Origin of the sequence: Streptacidiphilus pinicola (assembly GCF_003258295.1) — a bacterium.
Classification (GTDB): Bacteria; Actinomycetota; Actinomycetes; order Streptomycetales; family Streptomycetaceae; genus Streptacidiphilus; species Streptacidiphilus pinicola.
Window position 1 is genome coordinate 43456 of the sequence record NZ_QKYN01000067.1, and the last position, 15590, is coordinate 59045.

12 protein-coding genes are annotated in these 15590 nt (G+C 69.6%); 3 read left to right on the plus strand and 9 right to left on the minus strand.

The window, feature by feature from the left end; all coding sequences use genetic code 11:
* Nucleotide 1 precedes the first annotated feature (1 nt).
* From DN069_RS17605 to DN069_RS17615, 3 genes are all read right to left on the minus strand, one after another.
* Nucleotides 2-988: an ABC transporter permease gene (locus DN069_RS17605; protein ID WP_111501969.1), complete on the minus strand. Its 987-nt coding sequence runs from the start codon at nt 986-988 to the stop codon at nt 2-4.
* An 11-nt stretch (nt 989-999) separates the two neighbouring features.
* A complete protein-coding gene (locus DN069_RS17610) occupies nt 1000-1227 on the minus strand; it encodes a LacI family transcriptional regulator (RefSeq protein ID WP_111501970.1) in 228 nt (75 codons plus the stop codon).
* A 255-nt stretch (nt 1228-1482) separates the two neighbouring features.
* Nucleotides 1483-2958 (minus strand): GH1 family beta-glucosidase, encoded by a 1476-nt coding sequence (locus DN069_RS17615; RefSeq protein WP_111501971.1) that lies wholly within the window; start codon nt 2956-2958, stop codon nt 1483-1485.
* Between the two features lie 517 nt (nt 2959-3475).
* Here DN069_RS17615 and DN069_RS17620 point away from each other — a divergent pair.
* Nucleotides 3476-4510, plus strand: a complete 1035-nt coding sequence (locus tag DN069_RS17620; RefSeq protein ID WP_111501972.1) for a LacI family DNA-binding transcriptional regulator — start codon at nt 3476-3478, stop codon at nt 4508-4510.
* 22 nt (nt 4511-4532) lie between these two features.
* On the opposite strand, the gene DN069_RS17625 is transcribed toward DN069_RS17620, so the two are convergent.
* The 5 genes from DN069_RS17625 to DN069_RS17650 form a co-directional block, all read right to left on the minus strand.
* The gene (locus DN069_RS17625; RefSeq protein ID WP_133259953.1) at nt 4533-5600 is read right to left on the minus strand and encodes an SMI1/KNR4 family protein; all 1068 of its coding nucleotides are present in this window, start codon (nt 5598-5600) and stop codon (nt 4533-4535) included.
* Between the two features lie 110 nt (nt 5601-5710).
* Nucleotides 5711-6190, minus strand: coding sequence for a PASTA domain-containing protein (locus DN069_RS17630; RefSeq protein ID WP_111501974.1), 480 nt, complete (start codon nt 6188-6190; stop codon nt 5711-5713).
* A gap of 59 nt (nt 6191-6249) precedes the next feature.
* A complete protein-coding gene (locus DN069_RS17635; protein ID WP_243639384.1) occupies nt 6250-6732 on the minus strand; it encodes a SigE family RNA polymerase sigma factor in 483 nt (160 codons plus the stop codon).
* Nucleotides 6733-7461: 729 nt separating this feature from the next.
* Nucleotides 7462-7611 (minus strand): hypothetical protein, encoded by a 150-nt coding sequence (locus tag DN069_RS41640; protein ID WP_243639373.1) that lies wholly within the window; start codon nt 7609-7611, stop codon nt 7462-7464.
* A 158-nt stretch (nt 7612-7769) separates the two neighbouring features.
* A complete protein-coding gene (locus tag DN069_RS17650; RefSeq protein WP_111501976.1) occupies nt 7770-9566 on the minus strand; it encodes an alkaline phosphatase family protein in 1797 nt (598 codons plus the stop codon).
* A gap of 1077 nt (nt 9567-10643) precedes the next feature.
* On the opposite strand from DN069_RS17650, the gene DN069_RS17665 reads away from it, so the two are divergent.
* Nucleotides 10644-11414, plus strand: a complete 771-nt coding sequence (locus DN069_RS17665) for a carbonic anhydrase (protein ID WP_111501978.1) — start codon at nt 10644-10646, stop codon at nt 11412-11414.
* A gap of 353 nt (nt 11415-11767) precedes the next feature.
* Nucleotides 11768-12832, plus strand: coding sequence for a hypothetical protein (locus DN069_RS17675; RefSeq protein WP_133259955.1), 1065 nt, complete (start codon nt 11768-11770; stop codon nt 12830-12832).
* Nucleotides 12833-13675: 843 nt separating this feature from the next.
* Here DN069_RS17675 and DN069_RS17680 read toward each other — a convergent pair.
* Nucleotides 13676-15547 (minus strand): serine/threonine-protein kinase, encoded by a 1872-nt coding sequence (locus DN069_RS17680; protein WP_111501981.1) that lies wholly within the window; start codon nt 15545-15547, stop codon nt 13676-13678.
* Nucleotides 15548-15590 lie beyond the last annotated feature (43 nt).

The window sequence follows — 15590 nt, forward strand, 5'->3', positions numbered from 1 at the left end:
CTCAGGCCACCTTCCTCGCGCGCGGGTCGAGCGCGACGTAGACGATGTCCGCGAGCAGGTTGGCGCCGAGCACGGTGAACGTGACGACGAGCAGGATGCCCTGCATCACGGGGTAGTCGGCGGCCTGGGCGGCGTTGAAGATCTCACGCCCCACGCCCGCGTAGTTGAAGACGATCTCGGTGACGATCGACCCGGTGACCACAAGACTGATCGACAGCGCGAAGTTGGAGATGCTCGGCAGCAGCGCGTTGCGCGCCGCCACCGCGACCACCCGCCACCGTGGCAGGCCCTTGGCCGCGGCCACCAGGACGTAGTCCTCGTCCATGGTGGTGATCATCATGTTGCGCATCCCGATGATCCACCCGGCGATCGAGGCCAGCGCGACGGTCGCCGCCGGCAGCGCCGCGTGGTCGATCACGTTCGCCATGAACGGCCCGTTCCACCCGGGCGTGACCGTCGCGAAGCGACCGGTGTCGTAGGCGCCGCCCGTCGGGAACATCCCACCGTAGAAGCCCAGGGTGAGCATCAGCAGCGACGCCAGGATGAAGTAGGGGACGGCCTGGAAGAAGGTGGCCGCCGGCAGCAGCGAGTCCAGCAGACCGCTGCGCCGCCAGCCGGCCAGCACGCCGATCAGGGTGCCGACCAGGAAGGCGATCACCGTGGCCGAGCCGACCAGGCCGATCGTCCAGGGCAGGTCGTTGCCCAGCACGGTGGAGACGGGCGTGGACAGCGAGGTCGACATGCCCAGATTGCCGTGGAACAGGTTGCCCAGGTAGGTCAGGTACTGCGCCACCAGCCCCTGGTGACCGCCGCCGTACTGGGCCTCAAGGGCCTGGAGCTGGGACGGGGTCAGCGAGGCGGTGTTCATCTTGGCCAGGAAGTTCTGCAGGGCACTGCCCGGCACCATCCGGGGAATGAAGAAGTTGAGCGTGATCGCGGCGAACGCGGCGACCAGGTAGAACCAGAGCCTTCGCAGGAGTGCTCGCATGTCGGCCTCGCTCAGACGAGGCGACGCCAGGACGGCGTCGCGGGGTCGGGGGAACAGCCGCAGCTCTCGCGGCGGACCAGCCGGGTGGGCAGAACGATGTGGGTGCTTGCCTCAGCGGGGATGGCGTACCAGCCGACCGCAGGCGTGACCGGAGGAGCTGAAGTGATCATGGAGTGCAGGACCTCGAAGGCTCGCGCGCCGATCTCCTGGATCGACTGACGCACAGTGGTGAGTTGCACCGAGGACGATGGAAGCGCCTCAAGCGAGCGCTTACCGGATCGATGCGGAAAAACTAGGTGCGCTTTCAATCAATTTCAAGAAGCCGCCATGCGGTGTTACGGTACTGTGATGCCCCGGGGGGTATCGCGCCGCACAGGAACTCAGGGCAGCCAAAGGCGAATGATCAGCACACGGACAACGTCTGGCCTGCTGTCCCGGTGAAGGGAGTGACCTGGCAGGTCAAGGCCGTAAGGGATGCATCAGTAAGAAGCGTGTCAGTTTCCAGGCCGGGGAATCGCCCCCTTACGCGCCGCCTCCCCGTACCAGTGCGCGCTCGACTTGAGTGTGCGCCGCTGCGTGGCGAAGTCCACGTAGACCATGCCGAAACGCTTGGCATAGCCGTAGGCCCATTCGAAGTTGTCCAGCAGGGACCACTGGAAATAGCCGCGGACGTCGATACCCGACGAGATGGCGCGATGGACGGCCGCCAAGTGGTCGTGGAGATAGCCGACGCGTTCCGGATCGCGCACCTCACCCTCGGGGTTCGGGTAGTCCTCACAGGCCATGCCGTTCTCGGTGATCAGCAGCGGAAGATCGGGCCGCTCCTCGTGCACGCGGGAGAGCAGGTCGAACAGCCCGGTGGCGTCGATCGGCCAGCCCATGCTGCTGGCGGGGCCCTCCGGCTGATGAAAGGCGACCGACTCCGATCCCGGCCACGGCGAGCCCCCGCCGGTGCCGTGCGTCGTGCTGGTGCTCGCCCCGTCGGCCGAAACCCACGCCGGGGTGTAGTAGTTGATCCCGACCGAGTCGAGCGGGGCGTGCGCGGCGGCGAGGTCTCCAGGCCGGACCAGTTCGTCCCAGTCGACGAGGTGGGCGGTGTCGGCGAGCAGGTCCTCGTCGTAACGGCCGTGCAGCATCGGCCCCGTGAAGATCCGGTTGCCCACGGCGTCGATCCGCCGCACCGCCTCCGCGTCCGCCGCGCTGTCGGTCAGCGGGCGAACCTGGTGCAGGTTGAGACTGACGGACAGTCGGGCATCCGGTACTGCGGCGCGGATCGCCGCGGCCGCCCGCCCGTGGCCCAGGTTGAGGTGGTGCGCGGCGCGCAGCGCGTCGGCCGGATCGGTCCGGCCGGGCGCGTGCACGCCGGAGCCGTAGCCGAGGAAGGCCGAGCACCACGGCTCATTCAGCGTGGTCCAGCAGGTCACCCGGTCGCCCAGGGCCTCCGCAGCCAGGGCCGCGTAGTCGCCGAAGCGCTCGGCCGTGTCCCGGACCGGCCAGCCGCCACTGTCCTCCAGTTCCTGCGGCAGATCCCAGTGGTACAGGGTGGCGACCGGGGTGATCCCGGCCTCCAGCAGGGCGTCCACGAGCCGGCGGTAGAAGTCGAAGCCCCGCTCGACGGCCGGGCCGTGGCCGGTCGGCTGGACCCGGGGCCAGGAGATCGAGAAGCGGTAGGCGGTGAGCCCGAGATCGCGCATCAGGGCCACGTCCTCGCGGAAGCGATGGTAGTGATCCACCGCGATGGACCCCGTATCGCCGTGATGCACCTTGCCAGGCGTGGCACAGAAGGTGTCCCAGATGGAAGGCGTGCGCCCGCCCTCGGCGGCCGCGCCCTCGATCTGGTAGGCCGAGGTCGCCGCGCCCCACAGGAAGCCGGATGGGAAGTGCAGCAGGCCGTCGTCAACCGGCAGGGAACGCGGCGCGGCCTGAAGGCCGGGCTGGCGAAGGGATGGCGAGGCGCCGACGGAGGTCATTGCAGCAGGCTCCCGAGGTTTCCGAGGCGGATGCGGTGAGGCGGAGATCGAAGGCGCTCCGGTTGCAGCCGGTGGTCGACTCCGGGCGGGGCCGGATGGGAGCGCTCCCAAAACTTGCCGTGCCGGAAGCCTGAATCTTCCTGCATGCGGATGTCAAGACCCTCCCGGACATCTGCCAGAAATCTGGGAGCAATCCCAGATCACGGATGCGTTATGGTGAGAACTACAAGGCCAGCGACTCGCACCCTTGCGCAACACCCCGGCCACAACCCGGCCACGCCCCGGTCGCAGCTGGAGCGATCCGAGGAAGGCCATAGTGGGCGCGCTCCCAGATCGCTCTCGCAGCGACGGCGTAGACTCCAGGCCCACGACGGCCACGCCCCCGAGCGAGCCCGGCCGAGGGATCCTGGCGGGCCACGTGAAGACCAGGGTCCGCGCACTGGCTGCCTGTCAGTGACCGGCGGCAAGAAGGACGTTGCACCACATCACGACCAAGGACACGGAAAGGAGCGGCAGGATGGGCAGCAGGCTCAGCGACCGCGGCACGGGACGACCGACGCTGGAGGCTGTGGCCTCGCTGGCCGGCGTCGGCCGCGGCACGGTGTCGCGCGTGGTCAACGGCGGCGCCGGAGTCAGCCCCCGGGCGCGGTCGGCGGTCGAGCAGGCGATTGCGGAGCTCGGCTACGTGCCGAACCGCGCCGCCCGCTCCCTGGTCACCAGCAAGGCCGACGCGATCGCATTGATCATTCCGGAGACCGAGACCCGGCTCGCCTCCGAACCCTTCTTCGCCTCGATCATCCGCGGTGTGGCCAGCGAGCTCTCCGACACCGAACTGCAGCTGCTGCTGATCCTGGTCAGCACCCAACGCGAGCGCGAGCGACTCGCGGGCTTCCTCGACGGACGCCGGGTCGACGGTGTGCTCATGGTCTCCGTCCACGCGGACGACCCCGTAGCCGAACTCGTGGAGCGGACCGGCCTGCCGGCCGTTCTCGGCGGCCGCCGTTCCGAGATGGAACCTCTCAACTACGTCGATTCGGACAACCTTCGCGGCGCATGGGCCGCCGTTCGGCACTTGGTGGGCCTAGGGCGGCAACGGGTGGCGACCATCACCGGTCCGCCGGACATGGAGGCCTCCGGCGTCCGCCTGGAGGGCTACCGGAGGGCCCTGGAGGAGGCCGGCCTCACGGTCGAGGCCAAGCTGATCGCGCACGGAGACTTCTCCGAGGCCTCCGGCGAGCAGGCCATGGCCGCTCTGCTGCAGCGGGAGCCGGCCGTCGACGCCGTCTTCTGCGCCTCCGACCTCATGGCCGTCGGCGCGATGCGCGCACTACGCCACGCCGACCGCCGCATCCCCCAGGACGTCGCGGTCGTCGGCTTCGACGACTCGCCCGTCGCTCGCCACACCGAACCCCCGATGACCAGCGTCCGCCAGCCGAGCGAGGAGATGGGCCGGGCCATGGCCCGGCTCCTGCTGGAGGACATCGCCACCCCCGGCCGCAGCCACCGGCAGATCATCCTTTCCACAGAACTCGTGATACGCGAGTCCGCCTAGCCGGCTTCCACGAGCTGAAAGCTCACGCGCCACCGGAGTCCAGATACTCCGCGTAGGCGTGCAGGCGATCCAGCCAGGCCGCGTCGTCCGCGAGCTCCGGGAGGTCGCCCCAGTCGCCGTCATCCTGCCACCATTCCTCGTCAACCTGACCGAGCATGCCGCGCACGTCCTCGTAGGACAGCTCGTGCGGGAACAGACGGGCATAGCGGTGGCGAGCCAGGCACGCCGCGAAGGCGTCCGGAACGCCGAGGATCTGCCGACAGACGGCCACATCCTGCGGCCGCAGCGGCGGGCCGAGTTCGCCGAGCAGGTGCGGGGAGCGCTCGCGCATGGCGTCCTCGATCCGCTGCCAGGCCGCGTCCACGCGGGCAACCACCACCGAATCGGGCATCGGGTCGCCGGGATCCTCGATCCCGGCCGCGCGCAGCCGGGCGGCGCAATCCCGGCCGGCGGCAGCATCGAGGTGTTCCATCGCGGACACGGCCCGGTGGCGCTGCAGCGGGGACAGATCCTGATTGTGCGTCAGCTCGACCAGGGCAGCGGCGAGCTGCTCGCGCTGCTCCGTCGTGCCGGCGGCCAGCTCCACCACGACGCGTTCCTCGCGCCGCATCACGAAGCCGTCAGTGCGATGCGGCAAGAACCGGTCCGGGTCGACGCGAAGCGACCGCAGCGCCTCACCCGCCACGTGCGGCGCGAACGCTGCCCCGACGTCCGCCAACGGGCGGCGGAAGACGCCCAGACACGTCCTCGCCAGCGGCGCACCCGCCCACCTCTGCTGGAGGTGCGCCAGCGCCTGATGCAACTTCGGGGCCTGGTCAGGGCCGAGATCTGCGAGGGCGTTGAGCATCCGCGTGGCCGTCCGCGGTGCGAACTGGCAGCTTTGCGCGTGCGCGGCCAGGCGCGACGCCGCCTGGTCCCGCTGCCGCTCGCCGAGCCCGGCGTAGGCAAGGTAGTGCTCGACCAGTCCGTAGTAGTCCGTCTCCTGGAACAGCCCGGCGGCGCGTTCCGTAGCGGCCGGGTCGCCGCTGCGGGCGTCGGCTATCGCCTCGGCCAGTGCCTTCCGTTGCTCCATCGCGTTCCCCTGCCCCATGCGCATACCCCTTCGTCATGGCATTCTCGGACCGCTCCGCGTGGTGCAGGCGCCCACCTTGCTGCTTGGGCAGATCGCCGACGGTTCCGCAGGCTGCCCTGCACGGCCGTTCAACTCCCCGGCTTCCCCAGGCTGATGAAGAGGCTCACGGTCGAGCCCTTGGGGGCCTTCGTGCCGCCAGCCGGTTGGGCGTCGATGACATGGTCCGCCGGGGTACGCCAGTCGTGATCAGAACGGGTCTGGACGGTCAGCCCGGCCTGGACGAGCACATGGGTCGCCTCCTGCAGCGTCATTCCCATGACGTCGGGGACGACCACCAGATCGCCACCGGTCGGCTGCGGCACGGGCGAGGCCGAGCCCGAATGAGGCGCCGGACTCCCCGCGGGAGACGAGCCGCTGCTGGCGGCGGTCACGGCGTGCTGAGTCGGCTCGGGTGACGGCCCGGTGAGGGCGAGGGCGGAGCCCGCAGCGGCGACCAGGAGGACGACGGCTGCGGCAGCGGCGTTGAGACCGGTGCGGTGGCGGGCGCGGACACGCATCCGGGCGGCGTCGAACGCGGGTGGCACCGCCCCGTTCGCGAAATCGTTCATGACAGCCAGCAGTTCCTTTCCGAAGTCGGCGTCGTCAGGTCCGTGGGAGGGGAATCGGTTCACCGGGCACGCTCACAGGAGGTCACGGGCACAGGGGTTTCTTCCTCGCGTGGCAGCGCCGACCGCAGTTTCGCGAGGCCACGGGCCAGCTGCGAGCGGACGGCTCCGGCGGAGATGCCGAGCATCTGCGCGATCTCCTGGTCCGCCAGGTCGTGCAGGTAGTGGAGGACGACGACGGTCCGCATACCCATCGGCAGCGCGTGCAGCGCCTGGACGAGTTCGTCCCGCAGCTCGACCGACCGGTAGGCGTCGCTCGGGTCGGCATGGCCCTCGGCGACGGACACGGGCCAGTGCCGTCCGGCCCGGCTCAGTCGGCGCCATCGGTCGTTGGCCAGATTCACCACGATCCGGCGCACGTACGCCTCGGGTGCGTCCGTTCTGCAAACCCGCCGCCAGTGCCGACACGCCTTCTCCAGCGCCTCCTGGAGGAGGTCCTCCGCAGTGTGCGCGTCACCGGTCAATACGTACGCGGTGCGGAAGATTGCGGCAGATCTTCGTTCGACGAAGTCGACGAAGTCGATGTCATGGCCGCTTCTGCGTAGCCGCACCGGCTGCCCCCTTCTGACCACCCTCACTCTTCACGCCCTCCACGACGCCGAGCCGGGCGGATCTGCTGCACGGCAGTCCAGACGAGTGGCGCAGATCACAGCAGTGGCCGCTCCCGCTCGAATGACATGCATGGGTGGCGTGGGCAGTGCTGCCGAGGCGCTTGAACGGTGCAGCCTGGGGTCAACGCCCCCGGCCTCGAGGAACTCCGAGACAGCGGACGGTGCTACCCGGATGCCGAGGACGGCCCGTTCGCCGTGGATGCGGCGGTAGCCCCAGGACGGGTTCTCCTGCGCCAGCCGCAGCACCAGGTGACGGATCGACACGACCGTCCGTGGACGCCCCGGCCCGCGGCGGCCACCCGCGAGTCGCACGGCCGCGAAAGCGTAGGAGCCGGCAGGCTGGGCAAGGCGGGGCAACACAGGTGATCATCTTGCCGTCACCCCAGACAGCCTCTGAACTGGGCGGATGACATCTCGCCATGCGCAGACTCGCCCCGGCCCGGCCCCCTTCGCCCCGTGCGGTCGGCGGCGCTTCGCGGCGGCCCCACGGCGGGAATGCCGGAAGCCCGGCACCACGTGTGTGGTGCACCTCCGGGTGGACGGTCCGGCTGACCAGCCCGGCGCGCTCGAGGGTGCGCAGTGTCTGGGTGGGCATCTTCTCGCTCACGCCCGCCAACGTCTGCGGAGCCGGCTGAACTGGGAGGCCCCGTTCCGGGCGAGCTCGCCGAGCACGAGGACCGCCCACTTGCTGCCGATCTGGTCAAGCAGGTCCCGCGACAGGCAGCCGCGCTCGTACGAATCGAATGACGGCATGGGCGCGTGGTGGTCCCAGACCTCGCTCGGCCACGCGGTGACCTGCGCCTTCGCGCCGATCAGCCGCCTGAGGCGGACGCGAGGAGGCCGGGGCGAATCGGCCCCGGCCTCCCGCTTGGGTGCTGCCGGTCAATCAGCCGGCGAGTAGAGGCACCGGGTCACTGCTCCCAGCGGCGTCCAGCGAGGCCGGGAAGGACCTTCGTGTGCTCAACCTTGACGGCCGTCAGCTTGTGCGGGTTGAGCCCCAGAACGGACAGGATCGTGGGGGCGACCTGAGTGGTCTCGACCGAGGCGGACTCGACCTGAGCCGGGATGCCCGGGCCGTCGACAATCATCAGGACGTGCCGGTCGCCGGTGTTCATGCCACCGTGCTCGGCCAGCTTGGTCGGCTTCGCGTAGACGATGCCCTGCTGGACCTCGCCGAAGACGTCCGGGTAGTGGCCGTTGTTCACCGCGACGCCGAAGAAGTGCGCGGCGGCTGCGCCGGCCCAGATCTGCGCCAGGCCCGAGTGCGCAACGGTGACCGGCTTCTTGTTGACGTCGTAGCCCTGCGCGGTGTGGTCCCACAGGTAGCGCTTGACGAAGTCGCTGGCGGCCTGCGAGTTGTCCGACAGGTAGGACTGCCACAGGTCGTCGTCGGTTCCGGCGACGATGAGGCTCTTGTTGCTCGGGTGCCTCTTCGCCCAGGCAGCGTTGATCGCGCTGATGATCGGACCGTCCTGGACGGTGACGAGCTTGTTGGGGTCCTGCGGGGACTGACCGTGCTTGGCCGTCACAATGATCGTCGTCGAGCCCGCGAGGCCGTCCTTGTGAATGGCGCGGACCATGCGGCCGAGCTGGGCGTTGACATAGTCGAGCGCGCTGGACAGCACCGGCCCGGGGACCAGCTTGCCGTGCACCCACTGGTAGCCGCCCGCTTCCGGAGCGCTGGTGGTGTAGTTGCCGTGGGCGTCCGGACCGATCAGCGTCGTCGGGGTCGAGCGGATCTTCTGCGCGACCGAGACGGCCTGGAAGTTCATGCCGAAGATCGCCGGGGCGCCGACCTTGGTCTTGCCCGAGTGGTCGCGGCCGCCGATCTCGTTGAGGACTGCCTGGACCTTGTAACCGTCGTACTGCTTCGTGGCGGCGTCGATGTGGGCCCAGTCGTCATCCTGCGGGTACGGGACGCCGTTCGGCATGACAGCCTGCGAGTCGATCTCCGGCGAGAAGAGGTCGTCGATGCTCTGACCGTTCGAACCGGGACCGTTGAAGGACGCGTAGACCTCGTGCTTGTCGGACCATGCGGTGCGCAGGCCCGCGTTGTGGATGACCTGGAAGATCGTGTTGTCGCCGAGGTAGTCCCACGGGGTGATCGGCTTGCAGGTCTTGGGGGCGACCGGGAACGTCTTCGGGTTGAGCGATGTCTTCGGATTGAACTTCAGGTTCATGATCGCGGCCGGGTTGGTGTCGACACCCTTGGGGTAGACCGAGCCGTTCTCGTCGAACGACGGGAAGGTGCCGTTCGCCGGGTTGATGAAGTCGTTGACGTTCGCCAGTGCGTCGTCCGGCGAGTCGTAGATGACGTCACCACCGGTAGCCGGCCGGCCAGGCGTGCAGGTGGCCCCGGGCTCGTCCGTCTTGTGGCTGTACTCGACGTCGTAGTAGACGCCGGTGGATCTGGGGTTACCGCCGGTCATCAGCGCGGTGCCGCCCGGGTCGGAGTCCGACGGGTTGGACGTCTCCGCATTGGTGTACTCGCTGCCGGTGTGTGTCAGTCTGGCGAGCGTTGAGCCCGGGTGGTTGGCGATGTACCAGTCGAGATCACTCTGGTGCATGCCATCGATCGAGATGAGCAGGACGTGCTTGCTGGTGGGCGCGTCTGCCTCGGCGCTGGCGTTCACAACGGGAAGCCCACACAGCGCGGCTGCGGTCGCCGTGGCCAGTCCGACCAAGGCCGGACGGGTGTACCTGGGCATCGTGCTCTCCCTACAGTCGAGCCAATGAAGTCGCACATTGCGGTGCGCGCGTATGCTTCACCGCCCAGACGGGCACACGAGAAAAACTGGGTGTCCATCAAGCAACCGTCAGGCCACGTCCGGATGCTGCGGGACCGCGCGAGCCGTCGCCGGGATCCGCAGACACACCTCGCCCCTGCCTCCCGACACGCGCAGCCTCCTGAAATGAGACATATCGGCGGTGGTTTTGGCGTCCCGGTCCCGGACCAGGAACCGCACTGCGGCGAACTGGCCGGAACCTCCAGGTCCATCAGGAGGTTCCGCATCGCCTGGGTGACCCAGGCATGGGTCGGGTGGGTTGTGGTGCCGAGTATCCGAATCCTGCGGCTCGCGTGGTGGACAGCGGCAAGGATGTACTGGCGCTGTCCGGTGAGCGTGACGGTCTCGATAGAGTCCATCGCCAAGATCGCTTCCGCCTGCGAGCGCAGGAAGTCCGCCCACGTGACGCTTGAGCGGTTCGGCGCGGGATCGATGCCCTCGGCTCGGAGGAGCTCCCAGACGGTGGACGGTGCCACCCGGATCCCGAGGACGGCGGGTTCGCCGTGGATGGCCACAACAACAACAAGATCAAGATGATCAAGCGCCAGATGTTCGGCCGCGCCAACTGCGACCTCCTGCTCAAACGCGTCCTCCACGCGGCATGAGCCCGGTCGTGGTTGGCGTGGATGGTGTGACGGCGCTGACCGCGACGTCGGTGGTCTGGTGGAGCCAGAGGTCCTGGAGCAGGTCGTGGGTCACGACCGTTGGTGATCGCGGCCCGGTGACCCTTCGTGGCATCAGCACCAAAAGTGATCCAGAACCCACATTGAGCCGTCGCCGACACCCCTGGCGATCACCGGCGAGTGGGTGCCGGCGAGCGGAGACATTGGGAGCACCTTCGGCCATTTGATCGACTGCACCACCTGGCAGGTCACGACCACCTGTTGGGCGTCCAGGTGAAATCGGTCCCGACCCACCGGCAATGACGGGGCATTTCGATCTGAGCCGCCCACAATCGGGCGAAGTACCTATTTCCGATCTCCAGAAGGAGCTGCCGAGATGTCCGAGCCCGTAGCGCCTCCCCAGGTCAACCCGACTTCACCGACACGTCGGCGTGTCCTGGTCACCGGAACGGCAGCGCTCGCGACAGCATCGCTGTGGTCGGCTACCACCGCAGGGCCGACACCCAGCGCCTACGCGGCCGAGACTGACACCGGGGCCGGTGGCGTGGCCGGTAGCGGCCCACTCACCCCGGAGCGCGTCCTGCACATCCTCGAAGACGGGAACCGGCGCTGGGTCGCAGGACGGCTCCAGCACCCACACCAGAGCGTGGCGCGTCGTCAGCAGGTAGCAGCCGGCCAGCATCCGCTGGCCACAGTCTTCTCGTGCATCGACTCACGCGTTCCCCCCGAGATCGTGTTCGATCGGGGCGTCGGTGACCTGTTCGTGGTGCGCACCGCCGCACAGACGAACGACGGACTGGTCCAGGGCGCAGTGGAGTACGGCGTACAGGAAGCACTGACGCCGTTGCTGGTCGTGATGGGTCACCAGCGCTGTGGCGCAGTCGTGTTCACCGTGGAGACACTGAACGCCGGGCGGGAGGCACCCGCCCATCTCAAGGACGTCGTGGACGCACTGCGCCCGGCCTACGAGGCCGCCAAGGGACTTCCGGGCGACCAGGTCGACAACACGGTCCGCACCCAGATCCGGCTGACCGTTCGGCAGTTGCAGCACGACGCACTGCTAGAACCTTTCGAGCGCGTCGGCCGCGCCCGAGTCATCGGCGCCTACTACTCCCTGGACACCGGAACGGTCGACTTCTGCCTCTGATCCGCACCGACCCGTGCGGAAGTCCGCCGTCGGACAGGTGTCCGTGCGGGGGTAGGACCGGACGAGCGGAGCGTAGGGCTGCTGCCTGTAGCCGGGGTCGAAGTCGTGCATGCGCGGCTCCTTTCATGATGGGCGTCGAGGCCGATCCTGGCACTGCCGCTGCCGGCCCCGAGGCGCTCTCCCACCAACTGCTCGATGGCCGCGTTCACGGCGTAACCGTGCAGCGGCCCGTCGGCCAGGGCGCAGAGCACCAGCGTCTGAGCGTCGTTGGCCTGCATGTCGACCGCCTCCCTCCGTTCGCCTGGGCCCAGGTTACTACGCACAGCGTAATACGCGGCGTGTACTATGCCGCCATGCCGAACCGTCCCGACGCGCCGCCGACCGCCGACGCGACGCTCCCCGCCGACCACCCCGCCCGGGCCGCGGTCCGCCGGGCCGCGCGGGACGGCCTCGCCGCGGCCGTGCTCTTCACCGCCTTCGCCGAGGTCACCTCCCACGTCCGAGCGGTGCGCGCGGGCAGCCCGTGGCAGGACGACCCGTACGACGCCGTGGTCTCGTTCACCCTGTTCCTCGTTCCCGCCCTGGCGGCGCTCGCCACCGCCCGGTCCGTCCTGCTGCGACGCGACGAGCCGCAGCCGCACTTCCGGATCGGTCAACTCCTGCGCGCCTGGGGCCTGAGCGCCGCACTGATCGCCGCCACCGCGCTCACCGACTGGACAGCCGTGGCGCTGCGCGCCGACCGCGATCGGTGGAGCGGCACGACGCCCTGGTTGGTCGTATCCCTGGCGCTCCCCACGGCGGCGGCAGCCCTGGCGGGGGCACGCGTCCTGCAAGCTCGTCGCCTGCTCCCACCAGGCCTGCGCGGGCGCCGGGAGGGTGCGGCGGCGGGTGACTGGCTCGACGATCTAGCGCCCGTGGCCCAGGACCTGGCCGCGCGCCTCCCAGCCCCGCTGACGTGCGCGGTAGAGCGGGCTGTGACGCTCCGGCCCTTCGTCTCCGCCATGCGGTTCACCCGTCGGCACGTCGTGGGCCTCGCTGGAGCAGCGGCCTGGCTCGGCGGCGCGCTGCTGGCCGCCGCGGAGGCCGTCGGCGAGGGCTGGACCGACCCGCTGCTCTGGCTCACCGCCGCATCGGTCCACGCGTGCGGGTTCTTCGCCTTCGCGATGCTCTGCAACGCGACGCTGTCGATCGCCGTGCCGCGCGCGAACGGCCGCCGTCGCGGGTCCGCGCGAGCCGCGCGCCACGCGATCACGGCGGCGGCTCTCGCCGTGCCGCTCACCGGAGCCCTGCGAGCGCCGCTCCGTCCGCTGATCGGCCGGACCGCCACCGTTCCGGCCCTCGCCGAGTTGGTCCTCACTGGCGCCGCCGTCGCGGGCGTGCTCACCTTCGTTGTCGCCATCGCACTCGGCTCCGACTGACGCCTGCTCGGTTTCAGACTGACCTGGGTTGACATGGTTGTGGCCGCCTGGAGGGCGTTTCTCTAGGCGGTCGCGTTTCAGCGGGTCAGCGGGATGTGGGCTGAAGCGCGACGACCTTGTGGGGCTCGAAAAGTTATCGCCGCAGCTCAAGCCACGTACTGGTACTGGTTGATGACTCCGCCGAGGACACGGTGCGCAGGAGCTTGACCGGTGCAACCACGGACAGGTCCGGCATAGATCAACATGCGTCATCGGGACATGTGCAGACCCAAAGGTCGTTTCCGCAGGCCACCACGAGGCCGTGATTCGCCCCATAGACTGTGCCGAGTCCGGAGCGGGCGGCCCCGAGTACCACCCCGGTCGCGATCGGCCACCCGGCCGCGAGCGCGCGGTCGTAGCCGAGGAATCTCTCTTGGCCCGCAGGTAGCTGTTGCAGGCGTCCGCGCCGCGGCGGCGTTCCCCTCGCAACCCGGCCGCCTTTGCCTGTTCCTCGATGGCGTCCGCGACCTGCGCCGCCTTCCCGGCCAACAGCGCGAGCGCGTGGGCGGCGGCCCAGTCCTCGGCGGCGGGATCGTCGGTGGCATGGAAGGTGAACACCGCCTTCCACCGGCATTCCAGGCAGTGGACAAAGTCGACGACGACGCTCCGTCGGCGACCGTTGCCGGTGCCGGCTCACCGCCCGTCAGGGCCCGGCGTTGAGGGCCAGGAGAATTCGTGCAGGCGCCGTAGCGCGGTCTCGGCGTACTGGGCGCGCTCTGCCGAGCGCAGCACGCCGCGCCGGACGTGGCGGCATGAGACGCCGTCGGCCTGGTCGGGACAGCTGACCAATTTGCTGGGGTTCCGTCAGTCGTTGGACCAGGCCTCGTCGGCGGAGGAGGTGCAGGCCGACAGCGTCGCGTAGCCGCCGACGGTGGTGTCGTTGAGGAGGCACTGGCCGGCGGCCGGGTTCTCGACCGTCGCGCCGCCGGACGCCGACGTGCCGAAAGACCACACGTCGGCGTCGGTGCTGCCGCAGGTGGCCATGTAGGTGAAGTTGTCTGCGCTCCCGGCCAGGCACTCGCCTGTGTCCGGGTTGAGCAGTTCGAACGAGCCGCCGGAGACCGCGGTGTAGGTCCACTCGAAGGGGTTGCCGGAAGCGCAGGGGGCGAGGTAGGCGGAGGTGCTGTGGCTCGGAGTCTGGGCGAGGCAGGTGCCGTCCTGGGCTGACCGCAGGCGGTGGGTGCCGCTCGCGGTGATGCCGCCGCCGGAACCGCCGCGGGGCGTTCCCGTCCCGCCAGGGGTTCCCCCGGAGGCACCTGAGGTGGCCGAGTGGCCGCCGCTCGTCCCGGTGGAGGCGGTCGATCCACTCGTGCCGTTGGTACCGCTCGACGTTCCGGTGCTACCGGTGCTCGTGCTGCCGGTGACGCCGCCGCTGGTGCGCGGCGGCACGGAAGCACCCGGCTTGGATGCAGACGGTGACGCCGACGCGGAGGTGTCCGCGGAGGCGGAGGTCGAGCTCGACGGCGTGCCGACCGTGGCGATCGCGCTCGTCGATCCGCTGCCGGAGGCGGAGGGCGTACCGCCCGCGTGCTGGTTCATCACGTACGGGGCGAGCGCCACCGCTCCGACGCCGGCGGCCACCAGCACAGGGATCAACACAGCTCTGGGCCCGCGTCGTTTCGGCTTCTCCCGCTCGCCGGCCGGAGCCACGACCTGCTCTGCGGCAGGCGCGGGACCAATCGGCCCTCCGGGTCCGTCAGGTACGGGCGCTGTCACCCTCGTCGCCACGTCGGGCACGCGCCGCGCCGCGTCCACACGCAGCGCCAGGCGCTCGCGCACGCGCGAGGGCCAGGGTGCCACGCCCAGTGCCACGTGCCGTGTGGCCCGCGCCACCAACTCGGCGCTGGTGGGCCGATCCTGGGGGGCGCGCGCGAGGCACTGGGCGACCACGGCGGCGAGATCCTCGTCGACCTCCCGCAACGGCCCGAGGTCGGGCTCCTCGTGGATGATGCGGTACAGCATCTGCACGCCGGCGCCGTCACCGAAGGGCGGCTTCCCGGTTGCCGCGAAACCCAGCAGACAGCCGAGCGCGAACACGTCCGTCGCCACGGTCACCCCGTGATCGCTGGACGCCTGCTCGGGTGACATGTACGCCGGAGTGCCGATCACCATGCCCGACTGGGTCAGCCGGCTCTGCTCCATCGCCCGGGCCACGCCGAAGTCGATGAGTGTGACACCATCCTGACGCAGCATCACATTTGACGGTTTCAGATCCCGGTGCACGATGCCGATCTCGTGCACTGCGGCCAGCTCTGCGGCAGCCTCGCGCAGCAGCAGCCAGACGTCCGGCACAGGCAGCGGTCCGCCGTTCAGCTCCAGCGCCCCGTCAAGGGTGATGCCCGGGACGAACGCGGCTGCAAGCCAAGGTGGTTGGGCTGCACGGTCGCTGTCCAGCAGTTCGGCGCCGACCCCCGCGGGCAGGCGGGCCAGGTTGTCCAGCTCGTGTCCGAACCGCTGGACGAACTCCTTGTCCTCGGTCAAGTGCGGGTGGACCTGCTTGACCGCGGCGTAGCGCCCGTCGGCGATCCCGAGGAAGACCCGCCCCATCCCGCCGGAGCCGAGCCGACCCGTCAGCGTAAACGGACCGATACGCCGCGGGTCACCGTCCCCCAATGGCATGGCCCCCAGGCCTTGCAGGTCTGAGCTCTCAGCACTGTCCCCCCGGTGCGTCGTCATGCGGAGCAGGCTAGCCAACTCCCGCACGCATCGTCATGTCAGG

Excerpts from the sequence above, each read along its gene's own strand:
- DN069_RS17605 (WP_111501969.1), bottom strand. The coding sequence starts at position 988 with ATGCGAGCACTCCTGCGAAGGCTCTGGTTCTACCTGGTCGCCGCGTTC.
- DN069_RS17665 (WP_111501978.1), top strand. The coding sequence starts at position 10,644 with ATGTCCGAGCCCGTAGCGCCTCCCCAGGTCAACCCGACTTCACCGACA.
- DN069_RS17650 (WP_111501976.1), bottom strand. The coding sequence starts at position 9,566 with ATGCCCAGGTACACCCGTCCGGCCTTGGTCGGACTGGCCACGGCGACC.
- DN069_RS17615 (WP_111501971.1), bottom strand. The coding sequence starts at position 2,958 with ATGACCTCCGTCGGCGCCTCGCCATCCCTTCGCCAGCCCGGCCTTCAG.
- DN069_RS41640 (WP_243639373.1), bottom strand. The coding sequence starts at position 7,611 with ATGCCGTCATTCGATTCGTACGAGCGCGGCTGCCTGTCGCGGGACCTG.
- DN069_RS17620 (WP_111501972.1), top strand. The coding sequence starts at position 3,476 with ATGGGCAGCAGGCTCAGCGACCGCGGCACGGGACGACCGACGCTGGAG.
- DN069_RS17675 (WP_133259955.1), top strand. The coding sequence starts at position 11,768 with ATGCCGAACCGTCCCGACGCGCCGCCGACCGCCGACGCGACGCTCCCC.
- DN069_RS17680 (WP_111501981.1), bottom strand. The coding sequence starts at position 15,547 with ATGACGACGCACCGGGGGGACAGTGCTGAGAGCTCAGACCTGCAAGGC.
- DN069_RS17630 (WP_111501974.1), bottom strand. The coding sequence starts at position 6,190 with ATGAACGATTTCGCGAACGGGGCGGTGCCACCCGCGTTCGACGCCGCC.
- DN069_RS17625 (WP_133259953.1), bottom strand. The coding sequence starts at position 5,600 with ATGGGGCAGGGGAACGCGATGGAGCAACGGAAGGCACTGGCCGAGGCG.